This window comes from Xanthomonas sp. NCPPB 3570 (genome assembly GCF_056725115.1).
In genome coordinates this window covers 1,912,689-1,928,040 of record NZ_CM161513.1, presented here as the reverse complement: position 1 = coordinate 1,928,040, position 15,352 = coordinate 1,912,689, and the positions used below count along the sequence as shown (strand labels likewise).

The window sequence follows — 15,352 nt, the reverse complement described above, 5'->3', positions numbered from 1 at the left end:
CACTCCTTGGATGAGAGAGGAAGCAAGCCGATCTAGCGCGGCAGGCCGGCGAAGTAGCGCTGCGCGAACACCTGCATCGGCGCGACGCTGCACGCCAGCCGTGCGCGCAGCACCGCGCCCTCCCAGCCGATCCAGAAGTACGCGGCAAGGGCATCGGCGTCGGCATGCGCGGCCAGCGCGCCCTCCGCCTGCGCCGAACGCAGACAGTCGGCCACCCGCTGCTGCCAGCCCAGCAGCACGGCATCCAGACGCGCGCGGAAGTCGCCGGGCAGCGTGGTCACTTCCTGAGCCAGGTTGCCGACCAGACAACCTCGCTGGAAGTCGAAGCGTTCCATGCCCTCCAGGGCGTCCTCGACGAAGTGGCGCAGACGCTGCAAGGCTGGCACCTCGTCGGCTTGCAGATGACGATCGAGCTTGCGCAGGAAATAGGCGTCGTACGCCTCGAGCACCGCCAGGCCGAAGGCGTTCTTGCTGCTGAAGTAGTGATAGAACGACCCCTTCGGCACCTTGACGCGGGACAGCACGGCGTCGATCCCGGTGGCCGCATAACCCTGACTGGTCAGCACTTCCATACCAGCGCGCAACAGCAGGTCGCGCGTGTCCTGCAGCGCACGTTCCGACTTTGGCGGCCGCCCACGGCGAGGCTGCACTGACGCGACTGGAAGCTCCATGCGTCAATATTAGACCGATTGTCTCGAAAAATACAAGGCCGAGAACAGGCCGGGCGGACGGGCCAGGAGAGACACTTCCGGCGTGTGCGAGATCGCATCGGTGCGGCCATGCACCGATGCGTGCTCAAGGCGGACGGGCAGCGCGGCTGCCCGACTGCTCAGCGGGCCAGGCCTGCGATGAAGGCCGCGTCCTGCGCGCCGCTATAAATGCGCAGATCCTGCATGCGGCCCTTGAAGTAGGGATCGCTGCCGTACTGGGAGCGGCCCAGCCAGGTCCGCGTGGTCTCGCCCAACTGGAAGGGATTGATCCAGATCCCGTCTGCAACGGCGACTTGCTTGCCGTCCACGTAAAGCGTGCCCACCTTCCCCGAGAGCGTGACCGCGACATGCACCCAGCGCCCGGTAGGCAACGCATCGGCCGTGACCGACTCTTCGTTCCAGAACTGATTGCGGGAACTCGAAAAGCGCAGCTTGCCGCTGCCGTCGCGTGTGAGCAGCGCCATGTACGCCACGTCGTTGGAGCCGAAGTCGAAGATGCGCGCGTTGACCACCGACGCATCCAAGTACACCCACACCGCCACCGTGACATCGCCTAATGCCGACACCGCACCGTCGGGCAGCAGCACATGACTGCTGCGGCCGTCGAACTGCAAGGCGCTGCCGCCATTACGGCCTGCACCCCAGCTGGTACCGCCCTGCAAGCGTCCATGCCGCCCGCGGCCGCTGGCGTCGTTGGCATCGCCGTTGAGCGGCAGGTGCAACCACAGCTCACCGGGAACCGCCACGCGCGCAGTCTCCGCACCGAGCATCGGCCCGGCGTCCTTGGTCAGTGCGACGATGCGGTAGTACCAGGTGCCCTGCGCGGGAACGTCGGTGTAGGTACACGGATCGGCGACGCGCGCGATCGCCGCGAACGGGCCGTTGGGCGACGTGGCCCGCTGCACCACGTACAGCGAAGCGCCTGCGCTGCCCCACCACGACAGTTGCACCTTTCCGTTGCTCAGGAAAGCGCTGAGGCCGCTGGGTGCGGCCGGCGCGACCGGATCGCGCGCATACAGCAAGGTGCCGATTCCCGGCTGATCGCCACCATCGACGCGCTCGGGCCGGATCATGTCGCGCATCGCCCCGCTCCAGGGAGCCGCGAGTCCCTTGCGGTTCACATAGTGGTTGCAGATGAGCTCCCAGTTGGGCCGCAGTTGATTGGTGCCCGCCGTCGCGGTGCCAAGTCCGAACACCCCGTTGTAGGGCGCGAACGGCAGTGTGAACAGCGCATTGCCGCTGGTATCGGTCAGATTGGTCTTGGCCACGTATTCCGCACCGGCCAACAACCGGTTATTCCAATGACCGAACAGATCCTCACCCTGATTCCAGGCCATCTCGCACAACATGCCGGCCAGCGAGATGCCGAGGGTCGAGTGACCCTGATCGCGATGGCTTTCCTGCCATTGCCCCAGATACCCAGGATGCAGGTAGTAGACGTTGTTGGCGCTAGCGCCGTTGCCACGACCCGTCTTGTAGTAGCCGCTCGCTTCGGCCATCAGGTCCGCGCGGTCGCAGAACACGCCAATCGCATAGATGGAGCAGATGTTGGCCAAGTCCCAGTTGGCCCAATAGTGCGTGACCTTTCTGATCTCCGTGCCATTGTGGTTGACCAGGAAGTCGTGGCACTTCGGGTAGAACACGTTGAGCAGCATGGCCTGGAAGCGCGCGAGGTCTTGCTTCGCCCAACCGGAGTACGTCCGCATCAGCTCGGCAGCGTTGGCCCACTGGTTGCCATAGAGGCCCGAGGCAAGATAGACGTTCGAGTTGCCGCCCAGTTCGGTCAAGGTCGACGACCAGGCATTGAGGAACTCGACGGCCTTCTTCGCATAGCGCTCGTCGTTGCTGATCTTCCAGCGCAAGGCCAGGTGCAGCGTGCGCACCATGTCGCCGATCATTTCCCAATAGTTCTCGCCATCCACGCCGCGCGTCACCACCGCCAGGGGACGCGGCGTCGCGTCGAGGTTGGTGTCGTTGGTCTTGAGCATCATGTTCCAACCGCCCACCCACGGCTCGGCGTTGGCAGCCAACTTGTCGCGGATGCGCTGCAGGTCGGCCTCGGTGACCAACAGGCCGGGATGCACGATACCGGACACCCCGGACGCAGCGGTGGCCAGCGCATCGGCACCGCCGACGTGACGCAGCCCGGCAGACGCCGGCGAAGCGCCTACGGCACGTGCGGTGATTCCCAGTGCCAGCGCGCCTGCAGTCCCGAGAAGAAAGGTGCGGCGGCGCTGCAGGATGGCGTCGTCATCGTCGTTCGAATATTGCATCGCCTCTACCCTCCCGCATCGAAAGATGCGGGCGAGTCTAGACTCAGGCATCGCGCGTATCGGCGATTGGAACTGCGCCAACGACCGGCAATGCAACAAACCATGACGCGATGCCGAAGCTTGCGTGATGCGGCGCGCGCCTTGTCATCTGGTAAACGCGCGCGTCGCGAGGCTATGGCCGGGTGCCGTCCTTCTCAGAAATACAGATGAGAAATCATCCAGTAAGACGGCCTGGATCGACGATAACGAAGATCCGCGAGCGAAATGCTGGCGGATCCATCTGATTACTTCTTACATCACCAGTTGATGGCAACTCCATTTCCATCAACAATCTTGGCATCACCCAACATAGACCTAACAAAATTCGCTGCCAGCTCGCTTGCCTGGATCGCATCAATCCCTAGAATTTTTTATCTTCTGTCAACACTCCAGGCATATGTACGACACAATAGAAGTCATCTTCACCTGAAGGAATCGGCTTCGATATTTTAAGCAAAAAGGGCTCAATACTTCCATTTTTTTCCATAAAAGCATTGACATCTATATTTTCGCTCATTTTATTTTCATCCACATCTAGCTTTGACCTCTATCAATGACGCACGGAGTTGATCGATGTCAAACATGTCGCCAACCAACTGCTCGGTAGTGAGGCATTCCACAGGAGTGCCCGGTTCCGTAGCTGTCAATGCTGAGCCCGTCTCGCAATAGCTATAGACGTCTTGAAAATACCAGATATCACCATCCACATCTTCGTCAGAAAGATTTATCCCAAGAAAAACGTAAGCTGTTATCTCTGGGAAGCGCATCCCTGGATCAAGATAAGTAACCCTATAATAAATTTCATCTACATTTTTCATGCAGCGACCTCATTCGCTACGCAACGAAGTCATGGTGGATTACGGAATTCACGTCAGTAGCGCCTGGCCCCGGTCTCTTCCAACAAGTCATGGAGCCGATCGGCATCCAACATATCACCCTTCAACTCGTCGCCTGTCAGGCATACCACGGGAATGTCTGACTCTGTTGCGGTCAGAGCTGAACCAGATTCGTAATAGCTGAAGACGTCCTGAAAATACCAGGTATCGCCCTCCACATCCTCATCCGAAAGATTCACCCCAAGGCAAACGTAAGCCCGTATGACGGGCAAGCGCATCTTCGGGTCCAGATAGGTAACTCGATAGTAGATTTCATCGACCTGCATGCAACCACCTTGTCGGCAGGCAAAGAAAGAATTCCTCGGCAGCGCCAGTACAAGTTCCAGGCTGCAAGGCAGCTGCACAGCGGCGGAGCCGATCGGAGTCGCCAAAGCACTGAAACTCTTACGCACCCATGGTGCCCGGAGCCGGAATCGAACCGGCATGGGGTTGCCCCCGGCGGATTTTAAGTCCGATGCGTCTACCAGTTTCGCCATCCGGGCCTGGTGGCGTGTAGCGTGCCTGATCGCGCGGCGCTTGTGAACCGCAGGGCGCTGCCGATCCGCCAGACGCGCCGAACCGAGACACCACATACCGGCATCGGCAGACCTACGCACCGCTGCCGAAAAATCCCCGGCACCGCCGCCACGGCAGCACCGGGGATGCCAACGGCAAGCGTGATGCGCGGCGCTCAGATCGCGCGCGAGTAGCGCGCCGGCTGGGCGGGCTGGCGCAGGTAGCGGTCGAAGCACATGGCGATCAGGCGCAGCAACGGGCGGCCGCGGGCGGTGGCCTGGACCACGCCGTCGCGGTAGTCGGCCAGGCCGTCCGCGCACAGCGGCGCCAGCGCGCGCAGTTCCTCGCGGAAATAGCTGGCGACGTCGATGCCGTGGCGCCGCGCCACCGCCGCCACGTCCACCCGCCCCTGGCACATCAGCTGCTGGATCAACTCGGCGCGGAGGGCGTCGTCGGTGCTGAGTTGCAGGCCGCGCAGCACCGGGCTGTCGCCGGCATCCACCGCCGCCTCCCAGGCCGGCAGATCGCGCTGGTTCTGGCTGTAGCTGGCGCCGATGCGGCTGATCGCGCTGACGCCCAGGCCCAGCAGGTCGGTGTCGGCGTGGGTGGTATAGCCCATGAAGTTGCGGTGCAGGCTGCCCTGCCGCTGCGCGCGCGCCAGGTCTTCCTGCGGCAGCGCGAAATGGTCCATGCCGATGTACTGGTAGCCGGCCGCCGAGAGCCGGCTGACCGCCAGCCCGAGCAGCGCCAGCTTCTGCTCGGCATCCGGCAGTTCGGCGTCGGCGATGCGCCGTTGCGCCTTGAACAACTGCGGCATGTGCGCGTAGCCGTAGACGGCCAGGCGGTCCGGTCGCGCCGCGATCACCGTCTCCAGGGTCTGCTCGAACCCGGCCAGGGTCTGCCGCGGCAGGCCGTAGATCAGGTCCACGTTGACCGAGCGCATGCCGTGCGTTCGGCAGGCGCGCAGGATGTCCAGGGTCTCGTGCACGCCCTGGCGGCGGTTGATCGCCTGCTGCACCAGCGGGTCGAAATCCTGGATGCCCAGGCTGGCGCGGTTGAAGCCCAGCTCGGCCAGGGTGGCGATGTCCAGCGGGGTCACCGTGCGCGGGTCCAGTTCGATGGACATCTCGCGGTCCGGCGCCTGGCTGAAGCGGAACAGGCCGTGCAGGCCCTGCACCAGTTCGCCGAGCAGCTCCGGCGCGAGGAAGTTGGGGGTCCCGCCGCCCAGGTGCAGTTGCACCACCTCGCGCTCGCCGTCGAAACACGCGGCCATCATCGCCGCCTCGCGCAGCAGCCGCTGCACGTAGGCGCGGCCGCGCTGCGGGTCGCGGGTGATGACGCGGTGGCAGCCGCAGTAGAAACACGGGCTGCGGCAGAACGGCACGTGCACGTACAGCGACAGCGGCCGCCGCGGATCGCTGGCCTGGACCGCGGCGAACAATTGCGCCGGGCCGAAGCCGGTCTGGAAATGCGGCGCGGTCGGGTACGAGGTGTAGCGCGGGCCGGGGCGGTCGTAGCGGCGCAACAGGTCGGCGTCGAAGGTCCAGGCGGCGGAGGGATCGGGCGCGGTGAGCATGTCCATGGACCGAGCATGCGCGGCGCCCGGCGTGGGCGCCTTGACCTGGATCAATCCACGCACGCAGCCGACGGCAGCGGCGACACCGGCTCGAACGGGCGCCAGCTCATCTGGTGGCGGCGCCAGAAGGTTTCGGCGATGCGCTGGGCGATGTCATCGGCCAGCAGCCGCATCGGCGCATTGCTCAGTTCGGCGGTGGTGGCGCGGAACAGGCCCAGCCAGCGTTGGAACAGCAGGGCGCTGAGTTCGCGCATGGCCATGTGCCGCGGCATCGGCGCACCACGGAAGCGGCGCGTGCCGCGCAGCATCGCCGACCAGAAATCGCACAGCTGCCGCTGATGCGCGTCCCAGTCCTCGATGTGCGCGGCGAACACCGCCGACAGATCCGCATCGGCGCGCACGCGGCGGTAGAACGCCTCCACCAGCGCCTGCACCTCCGCCTCGCTGCACAGGTCCGGCCCCGGCAACGGCATGCCTTCGATCTCGTCCTGCATGGCCCGCTCCACCTCGTTCGACCCAACCAGTCTCCACGCGGCGGCAGCGGCGGCCTTGATCAGGATCAATGCCCGCCCTGCCCGCGCTGCCTAGTCTGCGACTGCGGCATGCGCCGACGCCGGTGTCGACGGGGGATCGGCGGCCAGGCGGCTGGCAGGCGCGGCGACGTGTGGCGCCGCTGCCTTGGCGCATGCCGCATCTCCCTTTTGCGATGGAACCACCGTCATGCCCTCAGCCGACGATCCGCTGCTCGACCCGCTCGATCCCGACGCGCCGCGCCCGCTGGTGCAGCGGTTGGGGGTGATCCTGTGGCCGAGTTTCCTGGTCGCCGGCGCCATGAGCGTGCTGTTCTTCGCCCTGGTCGATCCGCTGGCGCTGCGCGACATCACCTTCCCCGGCCGCCAGCTGAGCCGCGAACTGGGCTATACGGTGGGCTTCTTCATGTTCTGGCTGGCGACGCTGGCTTCGAGCCTGCTGACCGGCTTCCTGTTGCGTCCGGCGCCGCATGGCGACGACGCGCCGCTGTCCTGAGCGGACTGCCGATGCCGCGTCCCATTCCCCTGCACCTGGTCACTGCGCCCGTCGCTGCCGCCGGTCCTGCCCCGCCAAAACGCTATACGCAGGTGCGCGGCATCGTGCTTTGGCTGCTGTTTGCCGGTTTCTACATGCTGCCGTGGCTGCGCTGGCACGGCCGCCAGGCGCTGCTGCTGGACCTGCCGGCGCGGCGCTTCGATCTGTTCGGCTGGACCCTGTGGCCGCACGACGTCGGCTGGCTGCTGCTGGCGCTGGGGACTGCCGCGGCGGCCCTGGCGGTGCTCACCACCGTCGCCGGACGCCTGTGGTGCGGCGTCGCCTGTCCGCAGACGGTGTGGAGCCATGCCTTCGCCTGGATCGAGGGCCGCTTCGCCGACTGGCCCGCCGCGGCGCGCCACGTGGTGTGGGCGAGCGTGGCGCTGTGGACCGGGGTCAGCTTCGTCGGCTATTTCGTGCCGGTCGCCGATCTGGTCGCGCGCCTGCATCCATTCGCCTGGAGCGGCTGGGAAACGTTCTGGGTGCTGTTCTACGCGCTGGCCACCTGGGGCAATGCCGGCTTCCTGCGCAGCCAGGTCTGCCGCTACCTGTGCCCGTACGCGCGCCTGCAGCCGCTGCTGTGCGACCGCGACACGCCGCTGATCGGCTACGACGCGATGCGCGGCGAACCTCGCGGCGCCCGCGCCTGCGGCACTGGCAGCATCGCCCAGCGCGGGCGGCGCCTGCTCGACCCGATCACCGCCCGCGACTACGCCGTGCGCGCCAGCATCGCCCAGCTCGCCGGCCAGGGCGGCAGCCGCGGCGAGGCCCTGGCCGCGTATGCCGGCACCCTGCCCAAGTTCAGCGCCGAACAACTCGGCGACTGCGTGGCCTGCGACGCCTGCGTACAGGCCTGCCCGGCCGGCATCGACCCGCGCAACGGCGCGCACTACGCCTGCACCGCCTGTGGCGCCTGCATCGACGCCTGCGATCGCAGCATGGACCGCCATGGGTTCGCCCGTGGCCTGCTGCGCCGGGCCGGCGCCAATGCCATCGACCGCCAGCCGCGGCGCTGGTGGCGGCGGCCGCGGCTGCTGGGCGGCGTCGCCGCGCTGTCGACCGCGCTGATCGCGTGGTGGTGGCTGGCGGCGTAAGCCGATCCAGGCCGACGCCAGCCGTTCTTGCAACATCGAACGGGCATCGCCGCCCCTGGGCCATGCGAACCCACGCGTGCAAAACAGGAAGCGCTCAGGTGGCGAAGCGCAACCGCGCTAGGCTTGAAGCCGCGATCGCTCCCCTCGCCCGCGTATGCGGACGCGATGGGCGCGACGCATGTCCCACGAAGCGGGACTTCCCCTCCACCGGATCCGCCAGGAGCGACCATGGGACACGCCAGGAATGGGCGCAGGCTGTTGACCTGCATCTGCCTCACCATCGGCCTCTCGACCAACACTCATTCGGCGAGCGCGGCGCCAGCGACACACTATGTCGATCTCGCCACGCCGTTCGAACAGGCCGCGCTCGAGACGGCGGGACAACCCGACGATGCACGGATCGCAGCGGTCCGGTCGCGCATCAATGCGAGGCTGCCCGGGCTCTATCCAGAAGGTGCCGGCACAGACAAGCGGATCGGCGCCGCATTGCATCAGCTTTCCGTCGATCACGAGGACTACGACCGCGCCATCGCCGATTTCCCGGCCGCCCTGAGCGCCGCGATCGCGCGATTCAAGCGTGCATTTCCCGGCTTCGCGTCACCGCTGCCGATCTACCTCTATCACTCGCTTGGGCAGCGCGATGGCGGTTCGGACTACCTGCAACCGGGCCATCGGCACGTGATGCTCTTCGGCGCCGACCTGATCGCGAAGTACCACGCCGACGATTCGCTCGAACCGTTCCTGATCCACGAGCTCTTCCATCTGCAACACGCCCGCCACTTCGCCGATTGCGACCAGCTCTGGTGCACGCTGTGGCAGGAAGCATTGGCCGTCGACGCGACCGCCACAATGGTGCCGCAGGCGACGGATCATCAATTGCTGCTCGACATCCCCGCACCCATTCGCGCAGCGACCGATCGCCGCTGGTCGGTGGCCCTGTGCTTCGTCGCTGCACATTTCGACGACGCCGACAGCGCGGCGACCTCCAGCGCCCTGCAGATGGGCGGTCGTCCCCCGGATGGGCTGCCGGATCGCTTCGGCTACTACCTGGGTCTGCGGCTTGCGCAGGCGACGGGCCTGGACATCGTCCGGCTTTCGCGCCTCGACAACAAGGCCGCGCGCCCGATCGCCCGGGCTGCGCTGGCGAAACTGATGGCGGACGCAGCGGTCACCTGCGCAGCGCCTTCGGCCGGCCCCGCGACGAAGCGCCAGCAGACGAACGGTGCGCCAGGCGATGGACGCTGAGGCGCTGATGTTCTTGCACGCAACAGCGCATCGGTCTGCGCGACCTCGGCCAGGTTCGCGGTCGTCGCCACCACGACGCTCGCGCGAAGCCGAGTCCAGCCCGCTCCCAACGCAGGCCGTCATTCGCGGCCGACCTCAATCGGCGCGCAACACCGTCCAGATGGCGATCTGCCTCGGCGCAAGCAGCAGGTCGTCCAACGCGGCGTGCCACTCCCGCCGGTACGGTCGATGCAGTTGCACGTTGAGGACATCTTCGCGATCGGCCCAGGTCTCGTGCAACTGGAAGACATTCGGTCGCTCGGGATCGACGTGCAGCGCCGCACGCACGAAGGTCTGCTCGTGACGCATCGCGTCGAGCACCGGGTCGAGCAGTGCGCGAAAGCGGCAAACCTGATCCAGCTTGACGTGGAAGGTGATGACGTACGTTTCAGGAAGTGTTCTCGCACTCATGCCAGCGTCTCCACTATCTGCACTTCGGCGACACGATCGGCGCCGTCGCGTTCGCCCTCGACCCGCAGCTCATGCGCAGGACTTCACCCGCCGCACGATATCGCCGGCAAGCCGGGCCGCATGCGTCACCATCACGCCGTGCGCCACGCCTTCGTAGACGATCAGTTCGGCGCCCGGGATGATCGCCGCATAGACACGGCCACTGGCATCGAGCGGCGCGGACACGTCGCGATCGCCATGCAGGAGGGTGACCGGCAACGTGAGCGCGGCGGCCTCCGCCGAGAGATCGCTCAGCGCGATGGTGCGCTGGAACGCGACCACGGCGCGGCGCGAGCAGTCCAGCACCATGGCGGCCATCCACGCGTTGACGCGGTCCGATGAACCTGGCGCGAAGGGCGCGATATTGGCGTCGATCCAGCCCGACAGGTCGGAGGCGAGCTGCGCGCACAAGGCATCCACCATCGCCGGGGTGATCCCGCTGTTGCCGACGACCCGCGGACCGGTCGCCCCGACAAGGATCAATCGCGCGATCCGTCTACGACCGTGGCGCGCGAGATAGCGGATCGCCTCGCCGCCCGCCCCCGAATGCGCCACCAGCGTGACGCCCTCCAGATCGAGCGTCTCCAGCACGGCGGCCAGGTCGTCGGCGAGCGCGTCGTAGCCGTAGTCGGGACGGTCGGTCGAGCGTCCGTGGCCATTGCGGTCGTACGCGATGGTGCGCAGGCCGGCGGCGTTGAGATGGAGCATGGTGTCGCCCCAGATCCGACCGTCCATCGCCCAGCCCGCCAGCAAAACCACAGGCGGACCCTCGCCCCAGTCGCGCACGAACAGCGCATGACCATCGCCACGCGGGATGAAGGCCGGCGTCATGCGCTGTCCTTGTCGAGAAAGCCGCTGACTTCGGCGATGCGCCCGTCCGCTGCGAGTCGGGCGATATCGGTGCCGGCGGCGATCGGCGCGCCGTGTTCGGGCGACAGCGTCCAGGAAAAGCGTACGAAGGCGCCGTGCGCATCGGGCGTGCCGCGCAGCGCGAATCGGTGGCCGGGAACCTGTGCGCGGGCAGCCGCGATCATCGCGGCGATGCCGTCATGGCAGGCGCCGGTCATCATCGGATCGGCGTAGCAGGCATCGGGGGTCCAGCCGTCCGCCAAGCGCCGGTCGCGCGAGGCCGCATCGGCATCGTTCCATAGCGCAAGATAGGCACGTGCCAGCGTGTCCGGGTCGTTCATCGCCATCTCCTCGTCGTTGATGGGCCGAGCATGCCGATGCCGATCCGACGACGCGATTACCTCGCAGGTAATGGCCCCACCGCCGCAGGTCGCTAGGATGAGGACATGACGACACACGCGATCACCGTGGGCGACGTGCTGCGCGACTGGCGGGCCAGGCGTCGGCTCAGCCAACTCGATCTGGCCTGCGCGGCAGAGGTGTCCACGCGCCATCTGAGCTTCGTCGAGAGCGGGCGGGCGGCGCCCAGCCGCGACCTGCTGCTGCGCCTGGCCGAATCACTGGCGATGCCGCTCAGGGAACAGAACCGGCTGCTGCACGCCGCAGGCTATGCGCCCGTGCATGGCGAACGCGCCCTCGACGCGCCCGACATGGCGGCCGCGCTGGCGGCCGTCGACGCGGTGCTGCGCGCTCACGCCCCGTTTCCTGCACTCGCGCTCGACCGTCACTGGAACCTGGTACGCGCCAACGACGCAGCGGCCGCGATGCTGGTCGGCATCGATCCGGCGCTGCTGGCGGCGCCCGTCAACGTGCTGCGCGCGACCCTGCACCCCGATGGCCTGGCGCCGCGCATCGCCAACCTCGCCGAATGGCGGCACCATCTGCTGGCCCGGCTTCGCCTCGACATCGACCGATCGGCCGATCCCGAGCTCGAAAGGCTGCATGCCGAACTCAACGGCTTCCCCTGTCCGGCCAGCGATCGCCCGCACGGCGCTGCCGCGCGGATTGCGGTGCCGCTCTCGATCCGCAGCGGAGCCAGCGGGAGCATCCTGTCGTTTCTCTCCACCACCACGGTCTTCGGTACCGCAACGGACGTGACCCTGGCGGAGCTGACGCTGGAATGCTTCTACCCCGCCGACGACGCGACCAGACAGGCGCTCCTCGCCGGCTCGCTTGCGTGAGCGAAGGCGCAGCGCGCAGCGCCGGCAGCGAGGCCGGATCTGGCGCTCTCAGGGAAAAGACGGATCGCGGAAACGAAAAAAGGAGCCGCAGCTCCTTTTTCGGGGTTTCACCCGCCTCGCAAGAGGCATGTGACGCAATCTGGAGCGGGAAACGAGACTCGAACTCGCGACCTCAACCTTGGCAAGGTTGCGCTCTACCAACTGAGCTATTCCCGCTTGGGAGCCGCGCATTCTACACGCCTCCCTGGAGGTGCGCTAGCCCTTCGTTGCAAAAAAATGTCCGCCGCCGGCCGGCGGCGTGCCAGGCCGCGATTCGGCCTTTCCACTCGCGGTTCTGCAGCGTTGGTGCGGACCGGCCGGCCGGCGCGACACGCAACCGCGGCCGTCCGATCCTGAACGCAGCGAACGGTGACCATCGCGAGGTTCGGTCGGGCATGGCCGCCTCGCTGAATCGGAACGCATTCTCGGCGGCAACGCGTCCCCTGATGGCAGCGCACCGGCAACCGGCCACGCAACCGGGGCGCTACTTCAGCGGATTCTCCGGCTCCCTGCCCTGCAGCGCCTTGTCCTGTCGGCAGGTCTTCAAGGGCTGCGCCGTGGCCGCCACGATCGTGGTGACTTCCTGGGTGTCGTCACGTGCGCGCACCTTGAGGCAGGCGCAGCCATAACCTGCACTGCCTGTGCCGGTCGCCACCCAGCGCGGCGACGGAAACGTCGGCCACGTGCCCTCGGCCTGGTGCCCGCCCTGCTGGCCGACCGTCCATTCGCCGTCCTTGTCCACGAGCGTGGCATTGCCTGGCGTGGGATTGTCGAACCAGCCGCAGCGGGTGACGGTCTGCGCAGGCGGCATCGCCTGTGCTACAGCGCCCAGGCTCAGCGCGGCGACCAAGGCCGCGCCGATGACGCGCATGCACTGCAGGACGGGGCGCGTTGGGGGCATGAGGTCAGGCGCGAATGGCGAGGCCGGCATCATCGCAAAAACGACCTGTGCCGGCATGCCGGAACGCCGCAGCGCGTCAGCGCCCGTTCCCCTGCTCCTGGTAGTCCGTCAGGTAGTGCTCCGGATTGCTCTGCGCCGACAGATCGGCGTCGTAGCGCACCGAGGTCGGCTTCGGCGTGCCCGGCACGTACAACTCGCCCGTGGCCTCGCTGACGATCAGCAGCACGTAGGGGCGGCCGTCGAGCTGCACGGTGTAGCGCGTGTCCCTGTCGGTGCTGCGCGTGCTGGCGAGCAGGATCCTGCCGTCGATGGCGCTGTCCGCGTCGATGACCTGGATCAGCGCCTGCTGGCGCTCACGCGGGCCGTAGCGCAGCGTCGACACTTTCACGCCATCGGCCGAGGCGTAGGCCTTGACTTGCTTGGCAACCTCCGGCCGCGCCGGCTCGGCGGATGCGCTGGTGGTGGCGCCAGCCAGCGGCAGCGCGCACAGCAGGAGGGCGAAGGTGTGGTGACGCAAACGGGACAGCAGGTGCATTGGCCGGGTCCTTGGTGGGAAACTAGATGGAGTGACCGGGCCGATCGCCTCGGCCCGTGCTGGAATAGACGAAGCAGACCGCCGCTTCCCCCATGGCAGCGGACCGAGGAGTAGCACAGTGACAGGACGCACCCTGCTTTGCCGCTGCGGCGGTTCCCTGGCAGCACCGCCCCCCCCGCGCCGCGACGCGCACGCCCAGCGCCTGCGCCGCCGTGCGCGTGCGCGGCGGGCCTGCATGGAGCGATGCCATGGCGAATGAACTGGACCGCTGGTTCGCCCAGCACATCCTCGCCCACGAGTCGGCGCTCATCGCCTACCTGATGCGCTGCTGGCCGCATCCGCAGGAGATCCACGATCTGCGCCAGGAGGTCTACACGCGCGTCTACGAAGCGGCGCGGCGCGCCTTGCCGGACACGCCGCAGGCGTTCCTGTTCGCCACCGCGCGCAACCTGATGACCGACCGGGTGCGGCGCAGCCGTATCGTCTCCATCGAGGCGGTGGGGAATCCGGACGACCTGAACGTCCTGGTGGACGAACGCTCGCCGGAACGCTGGCTCGGCGGCCGCCAGGTGCTGGCACGGCTGGCCCATGCCCTGGACCGGCTGCCGGACCGCTGCCGCGAGGTGATCTGGCTGCGGCGGGTGGAGGAACTTTCGCAGAAGGAGGTGGCGGTGCGCCTGGGGATCAGCGAGAAGACCGTCGAGAAACACATGGCCAAGGGCGTGCGCCTGCTCGCCGATCATTTCCATGGCGCGGTGGTGACCGCCGCGCCGATGCCCGTCGTGCTGCAGGAACCGCAAGATGGAAAGCTGGGCGATTGAAGCGCTGGCCGCACAGTGGCTGACGCGGCGCGAAAGCGGCAACTGGCGTGAGGCGGACCAGGCCGAACTTGACGCGTGGCTGGATGCGTCCACCGCGCACCGGGTCGCATTCCTGCGCCTGGACGTGGCCTGGAACGAGGCCGCGCGCCTGCGCGCGCTGGGCGCCGGCATTCCCGCGGGTCACCCGGCGCCGCGCGGCCTGAGCACGGGCCTGACGGTGACGCCGGGACCGTCGCTTCCGCCACCAGCCACGCCGCGCACGGGCGCTATGCGACCGCGCGCCGCCTCCCGTCGCCGCGGATGGCTGCTGGCCGCGCTCGGGGCTGCGGCCAGCGTCGCGGTCGCCGCCGGGCTGTATCTTCGCCTGGCGCCCGGGATGCCGATGGCCCAGGCCTACCGCACCGAGATCGGCGAACTGCGCACCGTCACCCTCGCCGATGGCTCACAGGCGACGCTGAGCAGCGACAGCCTGCTCGAGGCCAGCATCGGGCCGCAGGCGCGCCGGGTGGTGCTGCAGCGAGGCGAGGCGTTCTTCGCGGTCCGCAAGGATCCGACGCGACCGTTCGTGGTGCAGAGCGGCGTGCGTCGCGTGGTCGCGGTCGGCACCCGCTTCGACGTGCGCCAGGACCACGATGCGCTGCGCGTGGTGGTGACCGAAGGCATGGTGCGCATGGAGGAGACCGACGCCATGGACCGCACGCAGGCCGTGCTGCTGCCGGCCGGCAGCATCGCCACGGCGGATGCGCAGGGCGCGCGCGTGCAGCGCAGCAGCATCGCCGAGGCGGAGCGGCAACTGGACTGGCGCCAGGGCTACCTCAGTTTCGACGACGTGGCGTTGCCGCAGGCGGTGGCCGAGATCAACCGCTTCAACCGGCGGCCGCTGGTGCTGGCCGATCCGGCGCTGCAGGCGCTGCGGATCAGCGGCAGCATCCGCTGGAACGACCTGGAGGGCTTCGCGCGGCTGCTGGAACGCGAGTATCCGGTCCGCATGGAAGCGCATGCGGAAGCGGTGATCCTGCACCGTCGTTAGCCGCCGCAGCCGCAGCCGCGCCGTGCTGCGCCGCGCCGCCCGCCCCGTTCCGTC

Annotated in this window: 18 protein-coding genes and 2 tRNA genes; 6 read left to right on the top strand and 14 right to left on the bottom strand. The window is 67.5% G+C overall.

Annotation, left to right across the window (positions count from 1 at the left end):
• Nucleotides 1–32: 32 nt before the first annotated feature.
• The 8 genes from acuR to AC1PLR_RS08460 all read right to left on the bottom strand — a co-directional run bounded on the left by acuR (nt 33) and on the right by AC1PLR_RS08460 (nt 6,483).
• Complete coding sequence (gene acuR, locus AC1PLR_RS08495; protein ID WP_481103262.1) at nt 33–671, bottom strand: acrylate utilization transcriptional regulator AcuR; 639 nt, start codon at nt 669–671, stop codon at nt 33–35.
• A 158-nt stretch (nt 672–829) separates the two neighbouring features.
• Complete coding sequence (locus AC1PLR_RS08490; RefSeq protein WP_481103261.1) at nt 830–2,983, bottom strand: LamG-like jellyroll fold domain-containing protein; 2,154 nt, start codon at nt 2,981–2,983, stop codon at nt 830–832.
• Nucleotides 2,984–3,383: 400 nt separating this feature from the next.
• Entirely contained in the window at nt 3,384–3,539 is a 156-nt protein-coding gene (locus AC1PLR_RS08485; RefSeq protein ID WP_481103260.1) for a hypothetical protein, read from the bottom strand.
• 7 nt (nt 3,540–3,546) lie between these two features.
• The gene (locus AC1PLR_RS08480; protein ID WP_481098381.1) at nt 3,547–3,840 is read right to left on the bottom strand and encodes a hypothetical protein; all 294 of its coding nucleotides are present in this window, start codon (nt 3,838–3,840) and stop codon (nt 3,547–3,549) included.
• Between the two features lie 53 nt (nt 3,841–3,893).
• Complete coding sequence (locus AC1PLR_RS08475; RefSeq protein WP_481098382.1) at nt 3,894–4,184, bottom strand: hypothetical protein; 291 nt, start codon at nt 4,182–4,184, stop codon at nt 3,894–3,896.
• Nucleotides 4,185–4,313: 129 nt separating this feature from the next.
• A tRNA-Leu gene (locus AC1PLR_RS08470) sits at nt 4,314–4,400 on the bottom strand.
• A 188-nt stretch (nt 4,401–4,588) separates the two neighbouring features.
• Nucleotides 4,589–5,995, bottom strand: coding sequence for an oxygen-independent coproporphyrinogen III oxidase (gene hemN, locus AC1PLR_RS08465; protein ID WP_481103259.1), 1,407 nt, complete (start codon nt 5,993–5,995; stop codon nt 4,589–4,591).
• Nucleotides 5,996–6,039: 44 nt separating this feature from the next.
• On the bottom strand, nt 6,040–6,483 hold the full coding sequence (locus tag AC1PLR_RS08460; RefSeq protein ID WP_481103258.1) for a group III truncated hemoglobin: 444 nt from the start codon (nt 6,481–6,483) through the stop codon (nt 6,040–6,042).
• A gap of 226 nt (nt 6,484–6,709) precedes the next feature.
• Here AC1PLR_RS08460 and AC1PLR_RS08455 point away from each other — a divergent pair, with 226 nt between their 5' ends.
• From AC1PLR_RS08455 to AC1PLR_RS08445, 3 genes are all read left to right on the top strand, one after another.
• Nucleotides 6,710–7,015, top strand: a complete 306-nt coding sequence (locus tag AC1PLR_RS08455) for a hypothetical protein (RefSeq protein WP_019800681.1) — start codon at nt 6,710–6,712, stop codon at nt 7,013–7,015.
• Nucleotides 7,016–7,026: 11 nt separating this feature from the next.
• Nucleotides 7,027–8,148, top strand: coding sequence for a 4Fe-4S dicluster domain-containing protein (locus AC1PLR_RS08450; RefSeq protein ID WP_481103257.1), 1,122 nt, complete (start codon nt 7,027–7,029; stop codon nt 8,146–8,148).
• 228 nt (nt 8,149–8,376) lie between these two features.
• Complete coding sequence (locus AC1PLR_RS08445; protein ID WP_481103256.1) at nt 8,377–9,393, top strand: DUF2268 domain-containing putative Zn-dependent protease; 1,017 nt, start codon at nt 8,377–8,379, stop codon at nt 9,391–9,393.
• A gap of 135 nt (nt 9,394–9,528) precedes the next feature.
• Here the strand turns inward: AC1PLR_RS08445 and AC1PLR_RS08440 are convergent, their stop codons facing one another.
• The 3 genes from AC1PLR_RS08440 to AC1PLR_RS08430 all read right to left on the bottom strand — a co-directional run bounded on the left by AC1PLR_RS08440 (nt 9,529) and on the right by AC1PLR_RS08430 (nt 11,189).
• On the bottom strand, nt 9,529–9,843 hold the full coding sequence (locus tag AC1PLR_RS08440) for a putative quinol monooxygenase (RefSeq protein WP_481103255.1): 315 nt from the start codon (nt 9,841–9,843) through the stop codon (nt 9,529–9,531).
• A gap of 69 nt (nt 9,844–9,912) precedes the next feature.
• On the bottom strand, nt 9,913–10,713 hold the full coding sequence (locus tag AC1PLR_RS08435) for an alpha/beta fold hydrolase (RefSeq protein WP_481103254.1): 801 nt from the start codon (nt 10,711–10,713) through the stop codon (nt 9,913–9,915).
• Nucleotides 10,710–11,189 carry a nuclear transport factor 2 family protein gene (locus AC1PLR_RS08430; protein WP_481103253.1) on the bottom strand — a complete coding sequence of 160 codons (480 nt, stop codon included), beginning with the start codon at nt 11,187–11,189 and terminating at the stop codon, nt 10,710–10,712. Before AC1PLR_RS08430 ends, AC1PLR_RS08435 begins: the two co-directional genes overlap by 4 nt.
• Between AC1PLR_RS08430 and AC1PLR_RS08425 the strand changes: the two genes are divergently transcribed.
• A complete protein-coding gene (locus AC1PLR_RS08425; protein WP_371182544.1) occupies nt 11,178–11,972 on the top strand; it encodes a helix-turn-helix domain-containing protein in 795 nt (264 codons plus the stop codon). The two genes, AC1PLR_RS08430 and AC1PLR_RS08425, sit on opposite strands and share 12 nt — an antisense overlap.
• A gap of 140 nt (nt 11,973–12,112) precedes the next feature.
• On the opposite strand, the gene AC1PLR_RS08420 is transcribed toward AC1PLR_RS08425, so the two are convergent.
• From AC1PLR_RS08420 to AC1PLR_RS08410, 3 genes are all read right to left on the bottom strand, one after another.
• Nucleotides 12,113–12,188 (bottom strand) — tRNA-Gly (locus AC1PLR_RS08420).
• A 307-nt stretch (nt 12,189–12,495) separates the two neighbouring features.
• Nucleotides 12,496–12,969 carry a DUF4087 domain-containing protein gene (locus AC1PLR_RS08415; RefSeq protein ID WP_481103252.1) on the bottom strand — a complete coding sequence of 158 codons (474 nt, stop codon included), beginning with the start codon at nt 12,967–12,969 and terminating at the stop codon, nt 12,496–12,498.
• Between the two features lie 19 nt (nt 12,970–12,988).
• Complete coding sequence (locus tag AC1PLR_RS08410) at nt 12,989–13,447, bottom strand: hypothetical protein (protein WP_481098392.1); 459 nt, start codon at nt 13,445–13,447, stop codon at nt 12,989–12,991.
• A 248-nt stretch (nt 13,448–13,695) separates the two neighbouring features.
• Here AC1PLR_RS08410 and AC1PLR_RS08405 point away from each other — a divergent pair, with 248 nt between their 5' ends.
• Both AC1PLR_RS08405 and AC1PLR_RS08400 read left to right on the top strand, forming a co-directional pair.
• Nucleotides 13,696–14,268 carry an RNA polymerase sigma factor gene (locus tag AC1PLR_RS08405; RefSeq protein ID WP_481103251.1) on the top strand — a complete coding sequence of 191 codons (573 nt, stop codon included), beginning with the start codon at nt 13,696–13,698 and terminating at the stop codon, nt 14,266–14,268.
• The gene (locus AC1PLR_RS08400) at nt 14,249–15,298 is read left to right on the top strand and encodes a FecR family protein (protein ID WP_481103250.1); all 1,050 of its coding nucleotides are present in this window, start codon (nt 14,249–14,251) and stop codon (nt 15,296–15,298) included. Before AC1PLR_RS08405 ends, AC1PLR_RS08400 begins: the two co-directional genes overlap by 20 nt.
• The last annotated feature ends 54 nt before the right edge of the window (nt 15,299–15,352 follow it).

What these genes read in the sequence shown, in the direction of transcription:
- AC1PLR_RS08455 (WP_019800681.1), top strand. Translation starts at nt 6,710, where the DNA reads ATGCCCTCAGCCGACGATCCGCTGCTCGACCCGCTCGATCCCGACGCG.
- AC1PLR_RS08440 (WP_481103255.1), bottom strand. Translation starts at nt 9,843, where the DNA reads ATGAGTGCGAGAACACTTCCTGAAACGTACGTCATCACCTTCCACGTC.
- AC1PLR_RS08410 (WP_481098392.1), bottom strand. Translation starts at nt 13,447, where the DNA reads ATGCACCTGCTGTCCCGTTTGCGTCACCACACCTTCGCCCTCCTGCTG.
- AC1PLR_RS08450 (WP_481103257.1), top strand. Translation starts at nt 7,027, where the DNA reads ATGCCGCGTCCCATTCCCCTGCACCTGGTCACTGCGCCCGTCGCTGCC.
- AC1PLR_RS08475 (WP_481098382.1), bottom strand. Translation starts at nt 4,184, where the DNA reads ATGCAGGTCGATGAAATCTACTATCGAGTTACCTATCTGGACCCGAAG.
- AC1PLR_RS08435 (WP_481103254.1), bottom strand. Translation starts at nt 10,713, where the DNA reads ATGACGCCGGCCTTCATCCCGCGTGGCGATGGTCATGCGCTGTTCGTG.
- AC1PLR_RS08460 (WP_481103258.1), bottom strand. Translation starts at nt 6,483, where the DNA reads ATGCAGGACGAGATCGAAGGCATGCCGTTGCCGGGGCCGGACCTGTGC.
- AC1PLR_RS08485 (WP_481103260.1), bottom strand. Translation starts at nt 3,539, where the DNA reads ATGAGCGAAAATATAGATGTCAATGCTTTTATGGAAAAAAATGGAAGT.
- AC1PLR_RS08415 (WP_481103252.1), bottom strand. Translation starts at nt 12,969, where the DNA reads ATGCCGGCACAGGTCGTTTTTGCGATGATGCCGGCCTCGCCATTCGCG.
- AC1PLR_RS08400 (WP_481103250.1), top strand. Translation starts at nt 14,249, where the DNA reads ATGGAAAGCTGGGCGATTGAAGCGCTGGCCGCACAGTGGCTGACGCGG.
- AC1PLR_RS08425 (WP_371182544.1), top strand. Translation starts at nt 11,178, where the DNA reads ATGACGACACACGCGATCACCGTGGGCGACGTGCTGCGCGACTGGCGG.
- AC1PLR_RS08480 (WP_481098381.1), bottom strand. Translation starts at nt 3,840, where the DNA reads ATGAAAAATGTAGATGAAATTTATTATAGGGTTACTTATCTTGATCCA.
- AC1PLR_RS08445 (WP_481103256.1), top strand. Translation starts at nt 8,377, where the DNA reads ATGGGACACGCCAGGAATGGGCGCAGGCTGTTGACCTGCATCTGCCTC.
- hemN (WP_481103259.1), bottom strand. Translation starts at nt 5,995, where the DNA reads ATGGACATGCTCACCGCGCCCGATCCCTCCGCCGCCTGGACCTTCGAC.
- acuR (WP_481103262.1), bottom strand. Translation starts at nt 671, where the DNA reads ATGGAGCTTCCAGTCGCGTCAGTGCAGCCTCGCCGTGGGCGGCCGCCA.
- AC1PLR_RS08405 (WP_481103251.1), top strand. Translation starts at nt 13,696, where the DNA reads ATGGCGAATGAACTGGACCGCTGGTTCGCCCAGCACATCCTCGCCCAC.
- AC1PLR_RS08490 (WP_481103261.1), bottom strand. Translation starts at nt 2,983, where the DNA reads ATGCAATATTCGAACGACGATGACGACGCCATCCTGCAGCGCCGCCGC.